Raw genomic sequence first — 14516 nt, 5'->3', positions numbered from 1 at the left:
GGTGAATAGATTTGTTACAGGGTTGGTTTTTATGGTTTATATTATTTTGGGTAGTAGTTTTAGTTACTTTAATGGCAATTGGTGGATTCTTTATGTTTCGTAAATTCTTAAAGGCTTTACCTAAAGACGACGGTAAATCTGACTTAGACTGGGAAGAATATTATGTTGATAAAACCATTCATCTATGGAATGAAGATCAAAAGGAACTCTTAAATGAATTAGTTAGTCCAGTCCCAGACCTCTTTAGACCCGTTGCTAAACAGAAAATTGCTGGTAAAATTGGTCAGCTGGCCCTTGAAGAAAAAGCTACTTCCATTTCGCGTGAATTACTAATCAGGGGCTACATTATAGCAACACCTAAAAGGGATCATAAATTTCTAAGAAAAAAATTAGCGGAATTAAATATTGACGTTACTCCGTATACTAAATTTTTTGAGCTATCTGAAGTAAGTCCAAAGAAACGATAAAAAAGCGAGCGGCCCTTTATGAGAGCCCCTCGCTTTTTAACTTTTATACAAAAGATTATGCTTTTTGTAGTTTTCGAAATTGTAAATACATAGCAATTCTCCAAGGAACAATCATACCAAAGGCTAAAATCCAAAACATACCGCTAAGTTCCCCTACATCAATTGAAGAACTTAAAATTAGCTTACCAACCAAACGGACTATTAGTAAACCAATCAAAATGAAGATAAATGCTTTAGATTGCTTTAAGTAGATTTCACCATCTCTTTTTTCAAACTTAGAAGTCCAAATTAAAACAGAAGAAAACACGATTCCTACTGCGAGTGCTTCGATTATTTCCATCCCTGATACTCGAAAGAATGGAAAAACAAACATCAGAGCACCAGTGGACATAAACAATGGTGGTAGCAATATTTTTTTAACACTTGCGGGCTTTTTTGCTGCCTTTGCACGTATTGTTGTTACCAATATTCCCATACCTAGAGCTATCACGGTAGAAACAATAATCATTATATTTGGTGAAATTTTTTCAATCATGATAATTCTCCATATCATTTAGTTCTTTTAATATTCTACGAACATCATCTGTTTTTACAAACCTCGCATATCGTTGATATTCCTTTTGGTGCTTATAAAATAATACGACAGGAGCAGTATACAAAGATAACTGTCCTGCCATTTCTGGTACTTCTGCTGCATTAACTACATAAAAAGGGATTTCCACTTCTTTTTGCAAATTTTCTATTTGGGGATATAATCCTTCACAAACAGAACAATTAGTTGTTTTCACAAACAGTAACAGTGCAGATTCCTTCTCAAGAACTTCCAACCAATGATGGTAGCTATTAATAAGTTTCATCAATTTTCATTCCAGCTAGTTACATTCTGCAATACTTGAACGATTTGTTCGGGATTAAATGGTTTTGTAATGAAATCCTTTGCCCCATTTTCAATTGCTTCCACAATTAGTTTTTGTTGACCTAGTGCAGTGACCATGACAATTTTTGCATCTGGATACTCTGTTACAATAGCTTTAACTGCCTCAATTCCAGTCATTCCTGGCATTGTAATATCCATTGTCACTACATCAGGCAATAATTGTCGATACAATTCTACTGCTTCATTTCCATTAGATGCTTCTCCAATTACTTCAAACTGTTGATTTTCTAGCATTCTCTTGATAGTTGCACGCATGAAAACGGCATCGTCGACTACTAATACTGTTGGCATCGTCAGGCCTCCCTCACTTTAAAATCCAGTAAAGTCACCAAAAAACGGACTTAAAAGTCGAATAATATAAGTTAATCCATCAAAAAATAATAATATTCCTAGAGCAATCATGAAAAATCCGCCAATTTTCACGATTAAATTACTATTCTTACGAATCCAATTAAGTCGTGTAATAAAGAAAGATAACACGAAAAATGGAATAGCGAATCCTAGGACGTAGGCTAACATATACCAAACTCCTGCGTCAGGATTTGATCCCGCCATTAAGAGAACCGCAGCTAATATTGGACCGGTACAAGGTTGCCACCCTGCAGCAAAAGCCATACCAATCAATGTAGTTCCAAAATACCCGGAGGGACGGTTTTTAAATTGTAATCTTTTTTCTTTCATCAAAAACTCTGGCTTAAAAACACCAATTACTATTAAACCAAAAATAACAATAAAAATAGCACCGACTTGGCGTATTAAATCATCATATTGAATGAAAAATGTCCCTACTAACGAAGTTGCAAAACCTAATGCGATAAAAATAATGGAAAAACCTAATAAGAAGAATAAAGTATGTAGCATCCCTCTTCTTTGCATCAATTTTTTATCTGTTTTTATTTCTTCCAATGACATTCCAGTTATATAAGATAAAAATGCTGGATACAAAGGCAATGTACAAGGAGAAATAAAACTTAAAAACCCTGCACCAAAGGCCAAAAATAAATTAATATCGGTACTCACGGCTGTCTTCCTTTCCGAGTTACTCTCCCTATCGTACCAAATTTCATTCACTTTTACTCTACTAATGCTTGTGACAGCTTTTTGACTATTTTATATCTCGTTATTTTAAATGATTGGTATTATCTTACGCCTTCAACAACGCCATTCTGAAGCAGATACATTTTATGATACAAACCTTTTTCGTTCAAGAGTTCTTGATGTGTACCTCGTTCCACAATTTCTCCGTGATGTAGTACTAGTATTAATTCTGCATCTTGAATCGTACTTAATCGATGGGCGATGGCTATTGTAGTTCTACCTTTACGCATCTTCTCTAAGCTACTTTGGATTGCCACTTCAGTTTCTGTGTCTATATTTGCTGTTGCTTCATCCAAAACTAAAATTTTCGGATTTGTAGCAATTGTACGTGCGAATGCCACCAATTGTCTTTGTCCGCTAGAGAATGTAGATCCTCTTTCTGTCACTTTTTGTTTATATGAAAACGGCAGCTTTTCAATAAAGTTGTTAGCTTGCACAAATTCTGCTGCTGCCTTAACTTCCTCTTCAGACATATCTTTATCATGTAATCGGATGTTACTTTCAATATCACCATAAAACAAAAACGGATCTTGAAGCACAAGGCCTACTTTTTCTCGGATTTCTTCTGTTTTAAAATCCTTAACTGAATGCCCGTCTATTTTAATATCACCTTGTTCAAACTCATAAAAACGCATTAGTAAGTTGATAATGGAGCTTTTTCCACTTCCCGTATGTCCTACTAGAGCTACTGTTTGACCAGGTTCTGCTGTGAAGGAGATATTTTTTAACACATCCGTTTTACCATCGTATGAAAACGTTACATGTTGAAATTCAATTTTTCCTTCTTCAATTTTAGCTTTTGCATTATCCTTTTGAGCAGGGGCTAAATCTTTCTCGTCTAGCAAAGTGAACACTCTGGATGCCGCAACGATTGCTTGTTGAAATATCGAAAGACGTTGCATCACTTGATTGATTGGTTCAAAGAATCGATCTATATAAGTTACAAATGCATAAATTACCCCTACTTCTACGAAATTGTTCATAGAAGTTATCCCAAAGTAGCTTAACACCATAATAATGGCTAAGGCGTACACTAAATCGATCGCAGGACGAAGAAGAATACTATCTAACTTAATGTTACGTTTTCCTGCATTCCAGTGTGAGTCATTAATATCATTAAATTCATCCTGTAAACGGTCTTCTTGTCTGAAAGCTTGAATCATAGTCATACCTTGTAAAGATTCTGCAAGCTTTGCATTTAATTGACTCAGTCTTTCACGTAAATCCTGATAAACGACAGAGCTGTACTTTCTATATGTTCGAATGATTACAAACATTATAGGTAATAAAATCGTTGCGAACAATGCTAATTTTACATTCAATATAAACATAGCAATATAAACACCAACTATTAAAAACCCACTTTGAAGGAAGCCTACTAATACGCTGACAAACATATCTTTGATAGCTTCTGTATCATTTGTTACACGTGACACAATACTTCCGGCTGGCGTTTTGTCAAAGTAACGCATCCCCAACTTATGCACTTTAGAAAACACATCAATTCGCATTTGTTGAATAATTTTCAGTGCAATTTCTTGGAATTTTAAAAGTTGGAAATAACTAATGATTACATTCCCGATTTGTATAAATATATAACCTAGCGCTAATCCCACTAGAGGTCCAGTTGGAAAACTTTTAGGTGTTAAATAATTGTCCATAAAAACCTTGATTAAATATGGGCCCAATATATCTCCTGTTACAGTTAATACTAGTAAAAATAAAGCTATACATACTGCTTTCGTATGTGGTTTTAAGTATGTTAATAATCTTTTTAAAATCATCCATTGGTCTTTTCCAGTTAGCTGTGGTTGCTTCTCGTTCATTGTAACTCACCGCCCTTTTCAACTAAAGATTCTAGTTGCTGTAATTGATACATTTCATAATACATTCCTTTTAAGTCCATCAATTGGTCATGAGAGCCTTTTTCAATAATAGTTCCTTCACTCATTACAATAATTTGATGGGCATGTTGAATAGCACTTAAACGATGAGAAGTTATAATAGTAGTTTCATCCGTTCGTTTTTCTTTTAATGCCTCTAAAATAGCTTCCTCTGTTCGCGCATCAACTGCAGATAAGGAATCATCTAAAATGAGGAGCTCTGGTTCCATCAGTAATGCCCGAGCAATCGAAATACGTTGCTTTTGACCTCCAGATAAAGAAACCCCACGTTCTCCAACGATTGTTTTATAGCCATCTGTGAATTGCAATATATCCTCATGAATATATGCTAGCTTCGCCGCTTCTTCCACCTGTTCACTTGTTGCGCTAGCATTTGCAAAGGCTATATTCCCAGCAACTGTTGTGGAGAATAAAAAATGATCTTGTGGTACATATCCAATAGCTTCACGTAAGCTTTTTTTCTTATACGCATCAATGGAATGATTACCATAGATAATTTCACCTTGATAACCTTCAAACTCTCTCATTAATAGCTTTAATATAGCAGTCTTTCCAGAACCAGTTTTTCCAACAATCCCTAACGTTTCACCACGTTTTAAAGTAAAATGAACATCATGTAAGGCAACTCGATCATCTTCTGGAAATTTGAATTCCTCTAAATCAAATTGTAAATCTCCTTCAGGTTTTTGATCTAAAGCTCCTTCTTTATCATCAATCTCTACTTTTTCCTCAAGTAAATTCTTAATTCGATCATAGGAGGCACTACCTCGCTCGACAATGTTAAATAGCCATCCAAATGCTAACATTGGCCATACTAGTAGTCCTAAATAGGATGTAAAAGCAAATAAGTCACCAATAGTCATTTCATCAGCAAGGATGAAACGAGTACCGAATATAATAGATAAGAAGAAACATGCTCCTACTATAAGTGATATTGTAGGATCGAATAAGGAATCTACCTTTGCAACACGAATATTTTTTTCTACTACTTCTTGGGACAATTGAACAAATTCTTCCGTATCTTCTTTCTCTTGCCCAAATGTTTTTATAACTTTAGCACCTGAAATACTTTCCTGTGCTTTATCATTTAAATCGGAAAATGCTTCCTGTGCATAACGAAAACGTTGGTGTAAAAGCTTGCCATAATAACTTGTTAAAATGGCCATAAGAGGAAGCGGTAAAAGTGCAATAATCGTTAGTTTCCAGTTAATCGTAAATGCCATGGCTGCAATAACAAATCCACCTGTTGTAATAGAATCTACTAGAGTCAATACGCCTGCGCCTGCAGTCTGTTGTACTGCTGACAAGTCATTCGTTGCATGGGCCATTAAATCCCCAACACGTTTTTTTTGATAGAACGATGGAGACATTCTCGTAAAATGATGAAAAAGATTCCTTCTTAGCAGTCTTGCCAAATAGATGGCTGATCCGAAAATCATAATACGCCAATAATAACGCAAAATATACATACCTGTAGCAGCAAGGGCAAGTATACCGAGCCATTTTACTAAAAATGCTGTAGTTAATGTTCCTTTACTTATTTCATCTACTACATATCCAATTATTTTTGGCGGTAGTAGCTGGAGAAAAGCAACAAACATCAGCATTAGAATTCCTATTAAATACTGCTTTTTCCTTTCTTTAAAAAACCATCCTAAATCTAAAAAAACCCTCACAATTTTTCCCCCATATTTACATATTAAGACTTTACTAGTTTAGCAAATGTTTGAAGATTGGGAAAGGTACGAAAACAAAATTATTCGGATTCTGAAATAACTATACCTATTGTTGCGGAAATAAATTTATTGTTAACACTTTATTCACTTTTTTAAAAAAATTTTGCTACTTTAGCTAACTAAAGCTACAAAACAGTATATACTTTTAACATGAAAAAATTTATATCGACAAGGAGTGTTTCATTTGAATCAAACTAATACACGTGCTTATAATTTTAACGCAGGGCCTTCTGCACTTCCGTTAGAGGTACTAGAAAAAGCACAAAGAGAACTGATTAATTTCCGTGGTACAGGAATGTCCATAATGGAAATGAGTCATCGTAGTTCAACATTCGAGGAAATACATAATGGTGCAATTGCCCGATTGAAAAAACTTTTTTCTGTTCCAGATGATTATGAAGTACTTTTCTTGCAAGGTGGAGCAAGCTTACAATTCTCTATGATTCCAATGAATTTTCTTAATGCTGGACAAAAAGCTGGTTATATTATGACTGGTTCTTGGTCAGAGAAAGCATTCAAAGAGGCAAAATTGTTTGGAGAACCTTATCAGGTTGCAAGTACAAAAGAAAACAAGTATCGGAACATTCCTTCATTACAAGATATGCAATATGATTCAGATGCTGCTTATGTACATTTAACTTCAAATAACACAATTTATGGTACAGGCTGGTTTGACTTCCCAGATACTGGGGATGTTCCTTTAATTGCGGATATGTCTAGTGATATTATGTCTAAACCTGTTGATGTAAGTAAATTTAGTATGATTTATGCTGGTGCACAGAAAAATCTTGGTCCATCTGGTGTAACCGTTGTTATTATCCGCAAAGATTTTCTTGAAACTGCAAACACAGAAATTCCAACTATGCTAAAGTACAGTACATTTGTTGATAACAATTCTTTATATAATACACCCCCTACATTCGGTATTTATATGTTAGGAGAAGTGTTGAATTGGATGGAAGAAAAAGGTGGACTAACAGAAATCGCCAAACTAAATGAGGAAAAAGCAAAAGTTATCTACGATGTTATTGATCATAGTAATGGTTTTTATACTGGACATGCTTCTCCTGAAAGCCGTTCTCTTATGAACATCACTTTCCGAGTAGCTGATGAAGAACTGGAAAAACAGTTTTTAGTGGAAGCAAAAGAGGCAGGTTTTGTAGGCTTAAATGGACATCGATCTGTGGGTGGCTGCCGTGCATCTACTTATAACGCTGTTCCTTTAGAAGCATGCCAAGCACTAAGCAATTTCATGGTTGAATTTCAAAACAAACATCAGTAAAAAAAAGAAGCTCTTGCCGTTAAAAACAATTGGCAAGGGCTTCTTCTTTTATCTATGTCCTTCTTTTCTTGCTTGTATATATCCATAATATGCACAAGTTCCGTTTTGAGAGATATCTTTCACTTCAAACCCACACTTTTCGTAGAATTTAAAATTGTTGGAAGACGTATGAGCAAACCAATCACCGTGAGGCAATTTCTGTACACATAGTTCCACTAGCTTTTTACCGATACCTGTCCCGCGATATTCAGATAATACAACTAAATCTAATATGTTTGCCACCATTATTTGATCCGAAATAACTCGAATCATTGCTATCATTTTATTCTCCTTCCATACAGTAAATGCCCAGGTAGAATTATTGAATATTAATGAGAATTTTTCTTTCTGCCAATCTGGAGTATTTCTCGCCCATCCAGCATCTTCAAAAAGTTGTTCTACATTTTGTGCCGGTACCCCCTCGGTACCTTCTCTAATTATTAAGCCGTTAAAGTATAAATACATTACACAGCACCCCCATGTTTGTAAATAGTTCGGTACTCAGGTAACTATCTCCTCTTTAAATAGACTTATTATTTTTTATCCTCTATAATAACAACTGTAATTCTAAAAATACGAACAATAAGGTGTAATTTATGGAAAAATATACGCAAATATTTCAAGGAACTGCTTTTTCAAGTAAGTCATCAAAAGAAGTCCAAATTTTAAAAGATTATCTTTTCTGCATTAATTCGAACGGAATGATTGAAAGAATAATTGCTCCAGATGACACGGATTATGTAACCTTACTGGAGACTTATCATGTCAGTGAAAATTTTCACCGTTTAGCCGATGGACAATATCTTTTACCCGGATTTATTGATCTTCATGTACACGCACCCCAATGGGCTCAAGCTGGAACAGCATTAGACATTCCACTCTATGATTGGCTTAACACATATACTTTCCCTCTAGAATCTAAATTCTCTGATTTAGCATTTGCAAAAAATGTATACGATGAAGTAGTAAACACGCTTTTAGCAAACGGAACAACTACTGCACTTTATTTTGCAACTGTTCATAAGGAAGCGAGCCTCTTGCTAGCTGAAATCTGTGCCGAAAAAGGTCAGCGAGGTCTAGTTGGAAAAGTAGTAATGGATTCTCAAGAAGAAAATCCTGATTTCTATCGAGATACTGACACGCAGACCGCACTAGAAGACACAGAGGAATTTATCCTTGCAGTGAAAGAGTTAGCAAAATCTACTAAACAAGGTGTCTATCCTGTAGTTACGCCACGCTTTATACCTAGCTGTACAGACGATGCCTTAAAAGGTTTGGGAGAATTAGCTGCTAAATATGATACATATATTCAGTCGCATTGCAGTGAAAGTGATTGGGAACATGAGTATGTACAAAATCGTTTTCAGAAGAATGACGCGTTTGCTTTAAATGATTTTGGGCTTCTACGAGAAAAATCTGTGATGGCTCATTGTAATTTTTTAAATGATGCGGATGCAGAGTTATTTGCAGAAACGGGAACGGCTGTCAGCCACTGCCCCGTTTCCAATGCTTACTTTGCAAATAGCGTCATACCAATCGCTCATTTGCATTCTAAAGGTGTTGAGATTGGGTTAGGATCGGATATTTCCGGTGGATTTTCGCCTAGTCTTTTCGATAATGCTAGACAAGCTGTTATATCATCCAGAATGTTAGAGGATGGTGTGAATACGTCATTACCTGCAGATGAACGCGGTGTGTCAAATTCACGGATCACCATTAATGAGGCGTTTTACTTCGCAACTGCTGGTGGTGGGGAAAGTTTAAGCTTACCAATTGGTCGTTTAGAAGAAAACTATGCATGGGATGTACAAATCATTGATACTCTTTTACCATCCGCAAGACTACCTATTTTTAATTCGAATGAGGACTTAATCGATGTCTTCCAAAAAATAATGTATTTAGTTCGCCCAGAAAACATTCGAGAAGTTTGGGTTCAAGGTGAAAAAGTTCATTCTCGTACGTAATGTATAAATAGACAAAAGAGCATGTTTCACAACATGCTCTCAGACTGTAGAAAAACTCTTAGGATTTTGAGTTTCTCTATAGTCTTTTTTTAAAATAAAAAGTTTGATAAATAGAATTGGGATTTCCGCTCCTGGCGGACGCGTTCGGCGGGCGGGGGCCGAGCCGCTTCCTTCGCAAGGCTCAGTCCAGGGTCTCGACTGTCCCGCTTTTCCCGCTGGAGTCGCCGCCTCCGCTCCAATCAATCTATTGAATAATTACCTAATGAATATTATATAAGTTAAGATTTCTCTAGGCAAAATCGAAAGGTATTGAGAGGATGAAATCTCGAAGCCTTTTGTTGACAAGCTGAGAGCATGCTTCACAACATGCTCTTTTTATATCTTGTCATAAAAATAATTAAATTAAGAAAAGCTAATACTAGTATGACAAAAAACATGTAAAAAGAAATGGGGTCTCCCGCTAAATTATACTCATCTACAATATATCCACTTGAATAAAACGTTATAGCAGAGACGGATGTACAAATGAACGTTATACTTACAACTGAAAATAGGTTCACTATGTTTTTATTTAGAAAAATAACTCCGAATAATAATACGAGTAAAATGATAATGAAACCGATAAATACTGGTCTTAAATATATAAACTCTGGAAATTGATACTCCAATAAAATCGACTCCTTAACACTGTCTGTTGTTATAAATCAAATAAATAGTAGGAATCAACTATACACAACAAAACTATACTTGATAGTGTATAAAAGATGTATTTGTTCATTTCTTTATTTAAATTCGGTATAGAATCCCTGCGAACAAACCTACTAAGATTGCATCAAAGATAATAGGCATTCTATAAACGTGTTCATCTATCAATCTAAAGAGTATGATAGAAAAAGCTACAGAAACTCCACTGAGAAAAGACTTTAAGTTCATATTGATATCTCCATATTCTTTATGCGGTCACAAATAGTTTTATATGGACAGAAATTTATCTATCCGGTCATATTTTTTCTTATCCGGGCAGAAAACTTTTTTTACGATCACAACTACATATTCATTTTTTAGCATTCTAGATAAATTCTTTTAATTGCTTCCATATGAAGTGCTTCATGATAAAAGCTGAACAGAAAGGTTTCTCCTAAGGTATTAAAAGTGATGCCAGCTTTGTTTGTAAATGGTTTTGGTAGCTCTTTATCGAAATTTCCTTGTAGAGCTTTTTTTACTCTGGATTTTTGTTCGCTTAATACTACTGAAATTTCCGCTAAAGAAGGAGGCGTCTTTTTCCAATCAGCTGGCTTTGTTCCTGCACTAAATAACTCTTCATATTCATTTGGAACGCTCATCTTTTCACCCAAAACACCATAAACGAGTTTTTCTTGGATATATGCAATGTGACCGAAATTCCAACGAATATTATTATTAAAACCTTTTGGTACTATATCCGCAATCTCTTCTGGTATCGTTTTAATTGACTTCTCTGTTATTGTTCGTACGGTTTCCATATGATGAAATATCATTTGTTCCAATTCAAGTCCTCCCTCTTTATTTACGCTTAGATCGCATTCCTTTTAAAATCGTGGTTTCATCCGAATGAAGAAATTGATGATATGGTCTACTATTCATTTCGTAGATGGAGACTTTTCCTTCTTCATTATAGTGAATTCCCCATCCATATTTTTTAACTAATGGAGAGGCTCTAAAGCATGCTTTAGGTTTGGAGAAAAATTGTTCGCGAAGTTCGTCTAGCTGGTCTGATTCAATCTCATTTTTTATGACATAAGTTTGAAATTGCACATCGTCTTGCGTTTATTTATAAGGATTATTGTAGATTAATTCATACTCAATTGAAGCAATAGTTGGTTTTTCTTTTCTCGACATCGGTATGATGGCAGATTCCACTGGTGAATCTTCAGATATTAGGATAAAAGTGTTTTTGTAGCTCACTTTCTATCACTCCTTTGCATTTTCCTGTCTCTTCGCAAAATCTCCACTTTCTACATTAAATAAGTATGTGCCACCGTTTGTTTCGATAATATAGTGCCCAATCGTTTTTTTAACTTCTTTTCCTTTACCCACTTCTTCACCAGTTTCGCTCTCTATTTTAGCTATTGCATCTTTGTACGTATAAGTAGGTAATTCCATATAAAATAAAATAGTTAAGCTTATTAGTCCTATTGTATAAATCGCGAGTAAATGCTTGAAAGCTTTTTGTAGTCGATCTTGTTTAATATAAAATGTATTCATACTTCCAATAATCCCTATAGCTAGTGTGCTCACTGCGCTTCTCGCGGTTTCATCAACAAATATATACTTTCTTGCGATGAGGAACATGTATAGCGACAGTAATATGTAAACCAAATTCATAAGATATAGACTTTTCATTTTCATTCGCTTATTCTCCCTTTATATTTAATTCCACATATAGGAGAGAATACCCTTCCAAAATAGGAAAGTTGAAGTCCGTATCTTAAAACAAAAAAATCGAACGCATGTAAACGTTCGATCATTTCGAATATCCGGCTCTAAAGCTGAATCAGATTTGGTTGAAATAATAAATTATTTTTTGATGGCATCGTATACCATATTGGCAATTGCTTTTGCTCCGTCTGCATTTGGATGGATTCCATCTATTCTAAACCATTCTGGATGGTTCTTTGTTATATCATTAATATCAATTACTTGTAATCCAAGCTCTTTTCCTAATTCCCGTACAGCTTCAGCTGCTTCATGGACCATATCCTTTTGAATATTAAACTCCATTGGGCCTTCTGTTTTTCCATCAACATAAAAGGGAGTTGCTGGTGTATTGAGATAGACAACGGGTTTTGATTTTAACTGAGTATAGGACTGCACAAGCTCTTTATATTGCTTTTTAAATTCCTCTTTACTCACCCAGTTTTGTACTTTTGAATCATTCGTCCCAAACATAATTACAACGATATCCGGCAAGTAATTTAAACTGTCCTGAAAATTTTTTTCATTCACATATGGCTTGTCGCCAGTGCTCATCGCAGTCCTGCCGCTGTAACCAAAGTTTTCCACACTATAACTGGTACCAAGCAGGGTTTGCAATTCGGCAGGGTACCCATATCCATAAGTAATGCTATCGCCCACACAGGCAACACGGATTGTTGAAGCACTCATTGAAGTCGCTTGAAAGCCTTCTAAGCATACGAGTATAACCAAAATAATTGACGTAATTAATAATCTTTTCCTATTTTTTTGATTTATCAAAAGTATTTTCTCCTAGTATTAAATATCTCTTTATATGAATCGTAAATGTATTCCTACTGTCAGTGTCCAAAAAATAGTGATATGAGTTTAGTTGAATTCTCGAAAATAATTTCATTTACATGCTAGTTGTAAATGAATAGATGCTGCCACCTCTTCCATTGATGCAATTGTTCTTCACATTACATCACTTGTGTATACACTAATTTAGTATCTATTTATTTTTATTATCGGCATAGGTTGGACATATTTCATGGGATTTATCAATATAAATTTTTTAGATATGTCAGAGAAAATCTACGCAAAAAATCTAGATTAATTTAACAAAATTTGGTCTCATTATTGATTTAACAACAGTTGCCATCACAATGTCATACCTACTCAAAAAAACATAACGTTGTCCTAGGAATTACGTCATGTTTTCGTTTGGGGTCAAAAATGTTCGATTGGTTCTCGCTTCTACTTCTTATGCCCACCAAGCAAACCAGCACGTTTCAACGCTGTTCCTGCTTCTGTATAGGATACAGCGCGTAGAATTGCAGTGGAGCCGTATTTGCTTCGCAGCAAATCCATTGTTTTTCCTAACTTTCGTTCCTTCCACTTTCCTTCTTCAAACAAACTGAGCTGCATCGAATATTCCGGCTCTAAATTGGTAATAGAAATTGCCAGCCTACGAACAGGACGATGATCATAAAACTCATCAAAAATCTGTTCGCATACTTTATATATTTTCATCGTGGCATTTGTCGGTTCTTCTATCGAGCGAGAACGATTAAATCCCCCTCCAAATGAATCCTTGCTGTATCCGACTTGAAGATGGATGGTTCTTCCTGCCATGTTCGCTTCTCTGGCGCGTCTAGCGACATCCTCACACATTTCTAAAATCACTGCCATCACTTCTTTTTTTGTACAGTAATCACGATACAATACTTGGCCTTTCCCGTAACTGATTTGTCCATTCACTAAAGGAGCGCCAAGCTCGGACAAGTCAATTCCCCACGCATGATGGTAAAGTTGGTTGCCCATGACACCAAATTTTGCTTCTAATGTAGCGAGAGAAGTTTGGGCTAACTGCCCAACTGTAAAAATCCCCATATTATTCAATGTCTTCTCTAAACGAGAACCAATTCCCCACATCTCACTTAAAGGAGTAACGGGCCATAATTTTTTTTGCACATCCTCATACGTCCACTCCGCGAAACCTGTCTTTTTTGCTTCTAAGTCTAGCGCAAGCTTTGCCATCAGCATGTTTGGTCCCATCCCAACAGCGCACGGCAATTGAAACTGACTGTACATGCCGTCTTGGATTCGCTTAATTGTTTTTTCGATTGGACCCCAAAGCTTTTCGGTACCGCCTAAATCAGCAAAACACTCATCGATACTATACACATGAATTGCTTCATTCGGAACATACTGATTTAAATAGCGAACGATTTCAACGGAAACTCGAACAAAAAATTCCATCTTCGGCTCAATTAAATGAATAGACGGATGATCTGGAACTTCAAATAGCCGTGTTCCTGTTTTCACACCAAATTTTTTCTTCATCATAGGAGATGCTGCGAGTACAATACTTCCCTTATGCTCCATATTACCAATCACTGCAATGGGTGTATTCATCACATCCAGCCCCGCATCGGCCGCCGCACAGCTCGCAAAGAAACTCCGCATATCAATACATATTATTTTCCGACTTTCTAACCCTTCATACATATTATTTACTCCTCTCATAAGGAACAACTGTTCTCATAGTATATGCCGAACGAACGTTCTTATTCAATGGTAAATAATAGGTTTTACTTTATATCCACCTTTACATCCTCTTCAATCCAAGATGGATAAAATTTAGTTCTCATTT

The 14516-nt window shown here is 35.6% G+C and carries 16 protein-coding genes and 1 pseudogene; 3 read left to right on the top strand and 14 right to left on the bottom strand.

The features are described 5' to 3' along the window. The first annotated feature begins 11 nt into the window (after positions 1-11). Positions 12-467, top strand: a complete 456-nt coding sequence (locus PGC35_RS19245; protein WP_053589421.1) for a DUF2621 domain-containing protein — start codon at positions 12-14, stop codon at positions 465-467. Positions 468-522: 55 nt separating this feature from the next. On the opposite strand, the gene PGC35_RS19240 is transcribed toward PGC35_RS19245, so the two are convergent. The 6 genes from PGC35_RS19240 to PGC35_RS19215 form a co-directional block, all read right to left on the bottom strand. Further along, positions 523-1002 (bottom strand): CcdC family protein, encoded by a 480-nt coding sequence (locus PGC35_RS19240; protein ID WP_056829968.1) that lies wholly within the window; start codon positions 1000-1002, stop codon positions 523-525. Then, positions 995-1324, bottom strand: a complete 330-nt coding sequence (locus PGC35_RS19235) for a thioredoxin family protein (RefSeq protein ID WP_375220291.1) — start codon at positions 1322-1324, stop codon at positions 995-997. Before PGC35_RS19235 ends, PGC35_RS19240 begins: the two co-directional genes overlap by 8 nt. Beyond that, positions 1324-1695, bottom strand: coding sequence for a response regulator (locus PGC35_RS19230; protein WP_375220290.1), 372 nt, complete (start codon positions 1693-1695; stop codon positions 1324-1326). The genes PGC35_RS19235 and PGC35_RS19230 overlap by 1 nt, the downstream gene beginning before the upstream one ends. A gap of 18 nt (positions 1696-1713) precedes the next feature. Further along, positions 1714-2424 carry a cytochrome c biogenesis CcdA family protein gene (locus tag PGC35_RS19225; protein WP_056829972.1) on the bottom strand — a complete coding sequence of 237 codons (711 nt, stop codon included), beginning with the start codon at positions 2422-2424 and terminating at the stop codon, positions 1714-1716. A 119-nt stretch (positions 2425-2543) separates the two neighbouring features. Continuing rightward, positions 2544-4328 carry an ABC transporter ATP-binding protein gene (locus PGC35_RS19220; RefSeq protein ID WP_375220289.1) on the bottom strand — a complete coding sequence of 595 codons (1785 nt, stop codon included), beginning with the start codon at positions 4326-4328 and terminating at the stop codon, positions 2544-2546. After that, entirely contained in the window at positions 4325-6082 is a 1758-nt protein-coding gene (locus PGC35_RS19215) for an ABC transporter transmembrane domain-containing protein (protein WP_375220288.1), read from the bottom strand. Before PGC35_RS19215 ends, PGC35_RS19220 begins: the two co-directional genes overlap by 4 nt. 244 nt (positions 6083-6326) lie before the next feature. Here PGC35_RS19215 and serC point away from each other — a divergent pair, with 244 nt between their 5' ends. Beyond that, on the top strand, positions 6327-7424 hold the full coding sequence (gene serC / locus PGC35_RS19210; protein ID WP_375220287.1) for a 3-phosphoserine/phosphohydroxythreonine transaminase: 1098 nt from the start codon (positions 6327-6329) through the stop codon (positions 7422-7424). 48 nt (positions 7425-7472) lie between these two features. On the opposite strand, the gene PGC35_RS19205 is transcribed toward serC, so the two are convergent. Continuing rightward, positions 7473-7928: a GNAT family N-acetyltransferase gene (locus PGC35_RS19205; protein WP_375220286.1), complete on the bottom strand. Its 456-nt coding sequence runs from the start codon at positions 7926-7928 to the stop codon at positions 7473-7475. Positions 7929-8059: 131 nt separating this feature from the next. Here PGC35_RS19205 and guaD point away from each other — a divergent pair, with 131 nt between their 5' ends. Beyond that, a complete protein-coding gene (guaD, locus tag PGC35_RS19200; RefSeq protein ID WP_375220285.1) occupies positions 8060-9427 on the top strand; it encodes a guanine deaminase in 1368 nt (455 codons plus the stop codon). A 359-nt stretch (positions 9428-9786) separates the two neighbouring features. Here guaD and PGC35_RS19195 read toward each other — a convergent pair whose 3' ends face one another. From PGC35_RS19195 to PGC35_RS19165, 7 genes and pseudogenes are all read right to left on the bottom strand, one after another. Next, a complete protein-coding gene (locus PGC35_RS19195; protein ID WP_375220284.1) occupies positions 9787-10095 on the bottom strand; it encodes a hypothetical protein in 309 nt (102 codons plus the stop codon). Positions 10096-10213: 118 nt separating this feature from the next. Next, positions 10214-10360 (bottom strand): hypothetical protein, encoded by a 147-nt coding sequence (locus PGC35_RS19190; protein ID WP_375220283.1) that lies wholly within the window; start codon positions 10358-10360, stop codon positions 10214-10216. 128 nt (positions 10361-10488) lie between these two features. Then, complete coding sequence (locus PGC35_RS19185; RefSeq protein ID WP_375220282.1) at positions 10489-10953, bottom strand: DinB family protein; 465 nt, start codon at positions 10951-10953, stop codon at positions 10489-10491. A gap of 16 nt (positions 10954-10969) precedes the next feature. Then, positions 10970-11371: pseudogene (locus PGC35_RS19180) on the bottom strand (DUF6157 family protein). Positions 11372-11377: 6 nt separating this feature from the next. Then, complete coding sequence (locus PGC35_RS19175; protein ID WP_375220281.1) at positions 11378-11815, bottom strand: hypothetical protein; 438 nt, start codon at positions 11813-11815, stop codon at positions 11378-11380. A 168-nt stretch (positions 11816-11983) separates the two neighbouring features. Then, positions 11984-12661, bottom strand: coding sequence for a GDSL-type esterase/lipase family protein (locus tag PGC35_RS19170; protein WP_375220280.1), 678 nt, complete (start codon positions 12659-12661; stop codon positions 11984-11986). A gap of 456 nt (positions 12662-13117) precedes the next feature. After that, a complete protein-coding gene (locus tag PGC35_RS19165) occupies positions 13118-14371 on the bottom strand; it encodes a Y-family DNA polymerase (RefSeq protein WP_053589405.1) in 1254 nt (417 codons plus the stop codon). Positions 14372-14516 lie beyond the last annotated feature (145 nt).

This window comes from Psychrobacillus sp. PGGUH221, assembly GCF_042055255.1.
Classification (GTDB): domain Bacteria; phylum Bacillota; class Bacilli; order Bacillales_A; family Planococcaceae; genus Psychrobacillus.
This window is presented reverse-complemented; position numbering and strand designations above follow the sequence as displayed.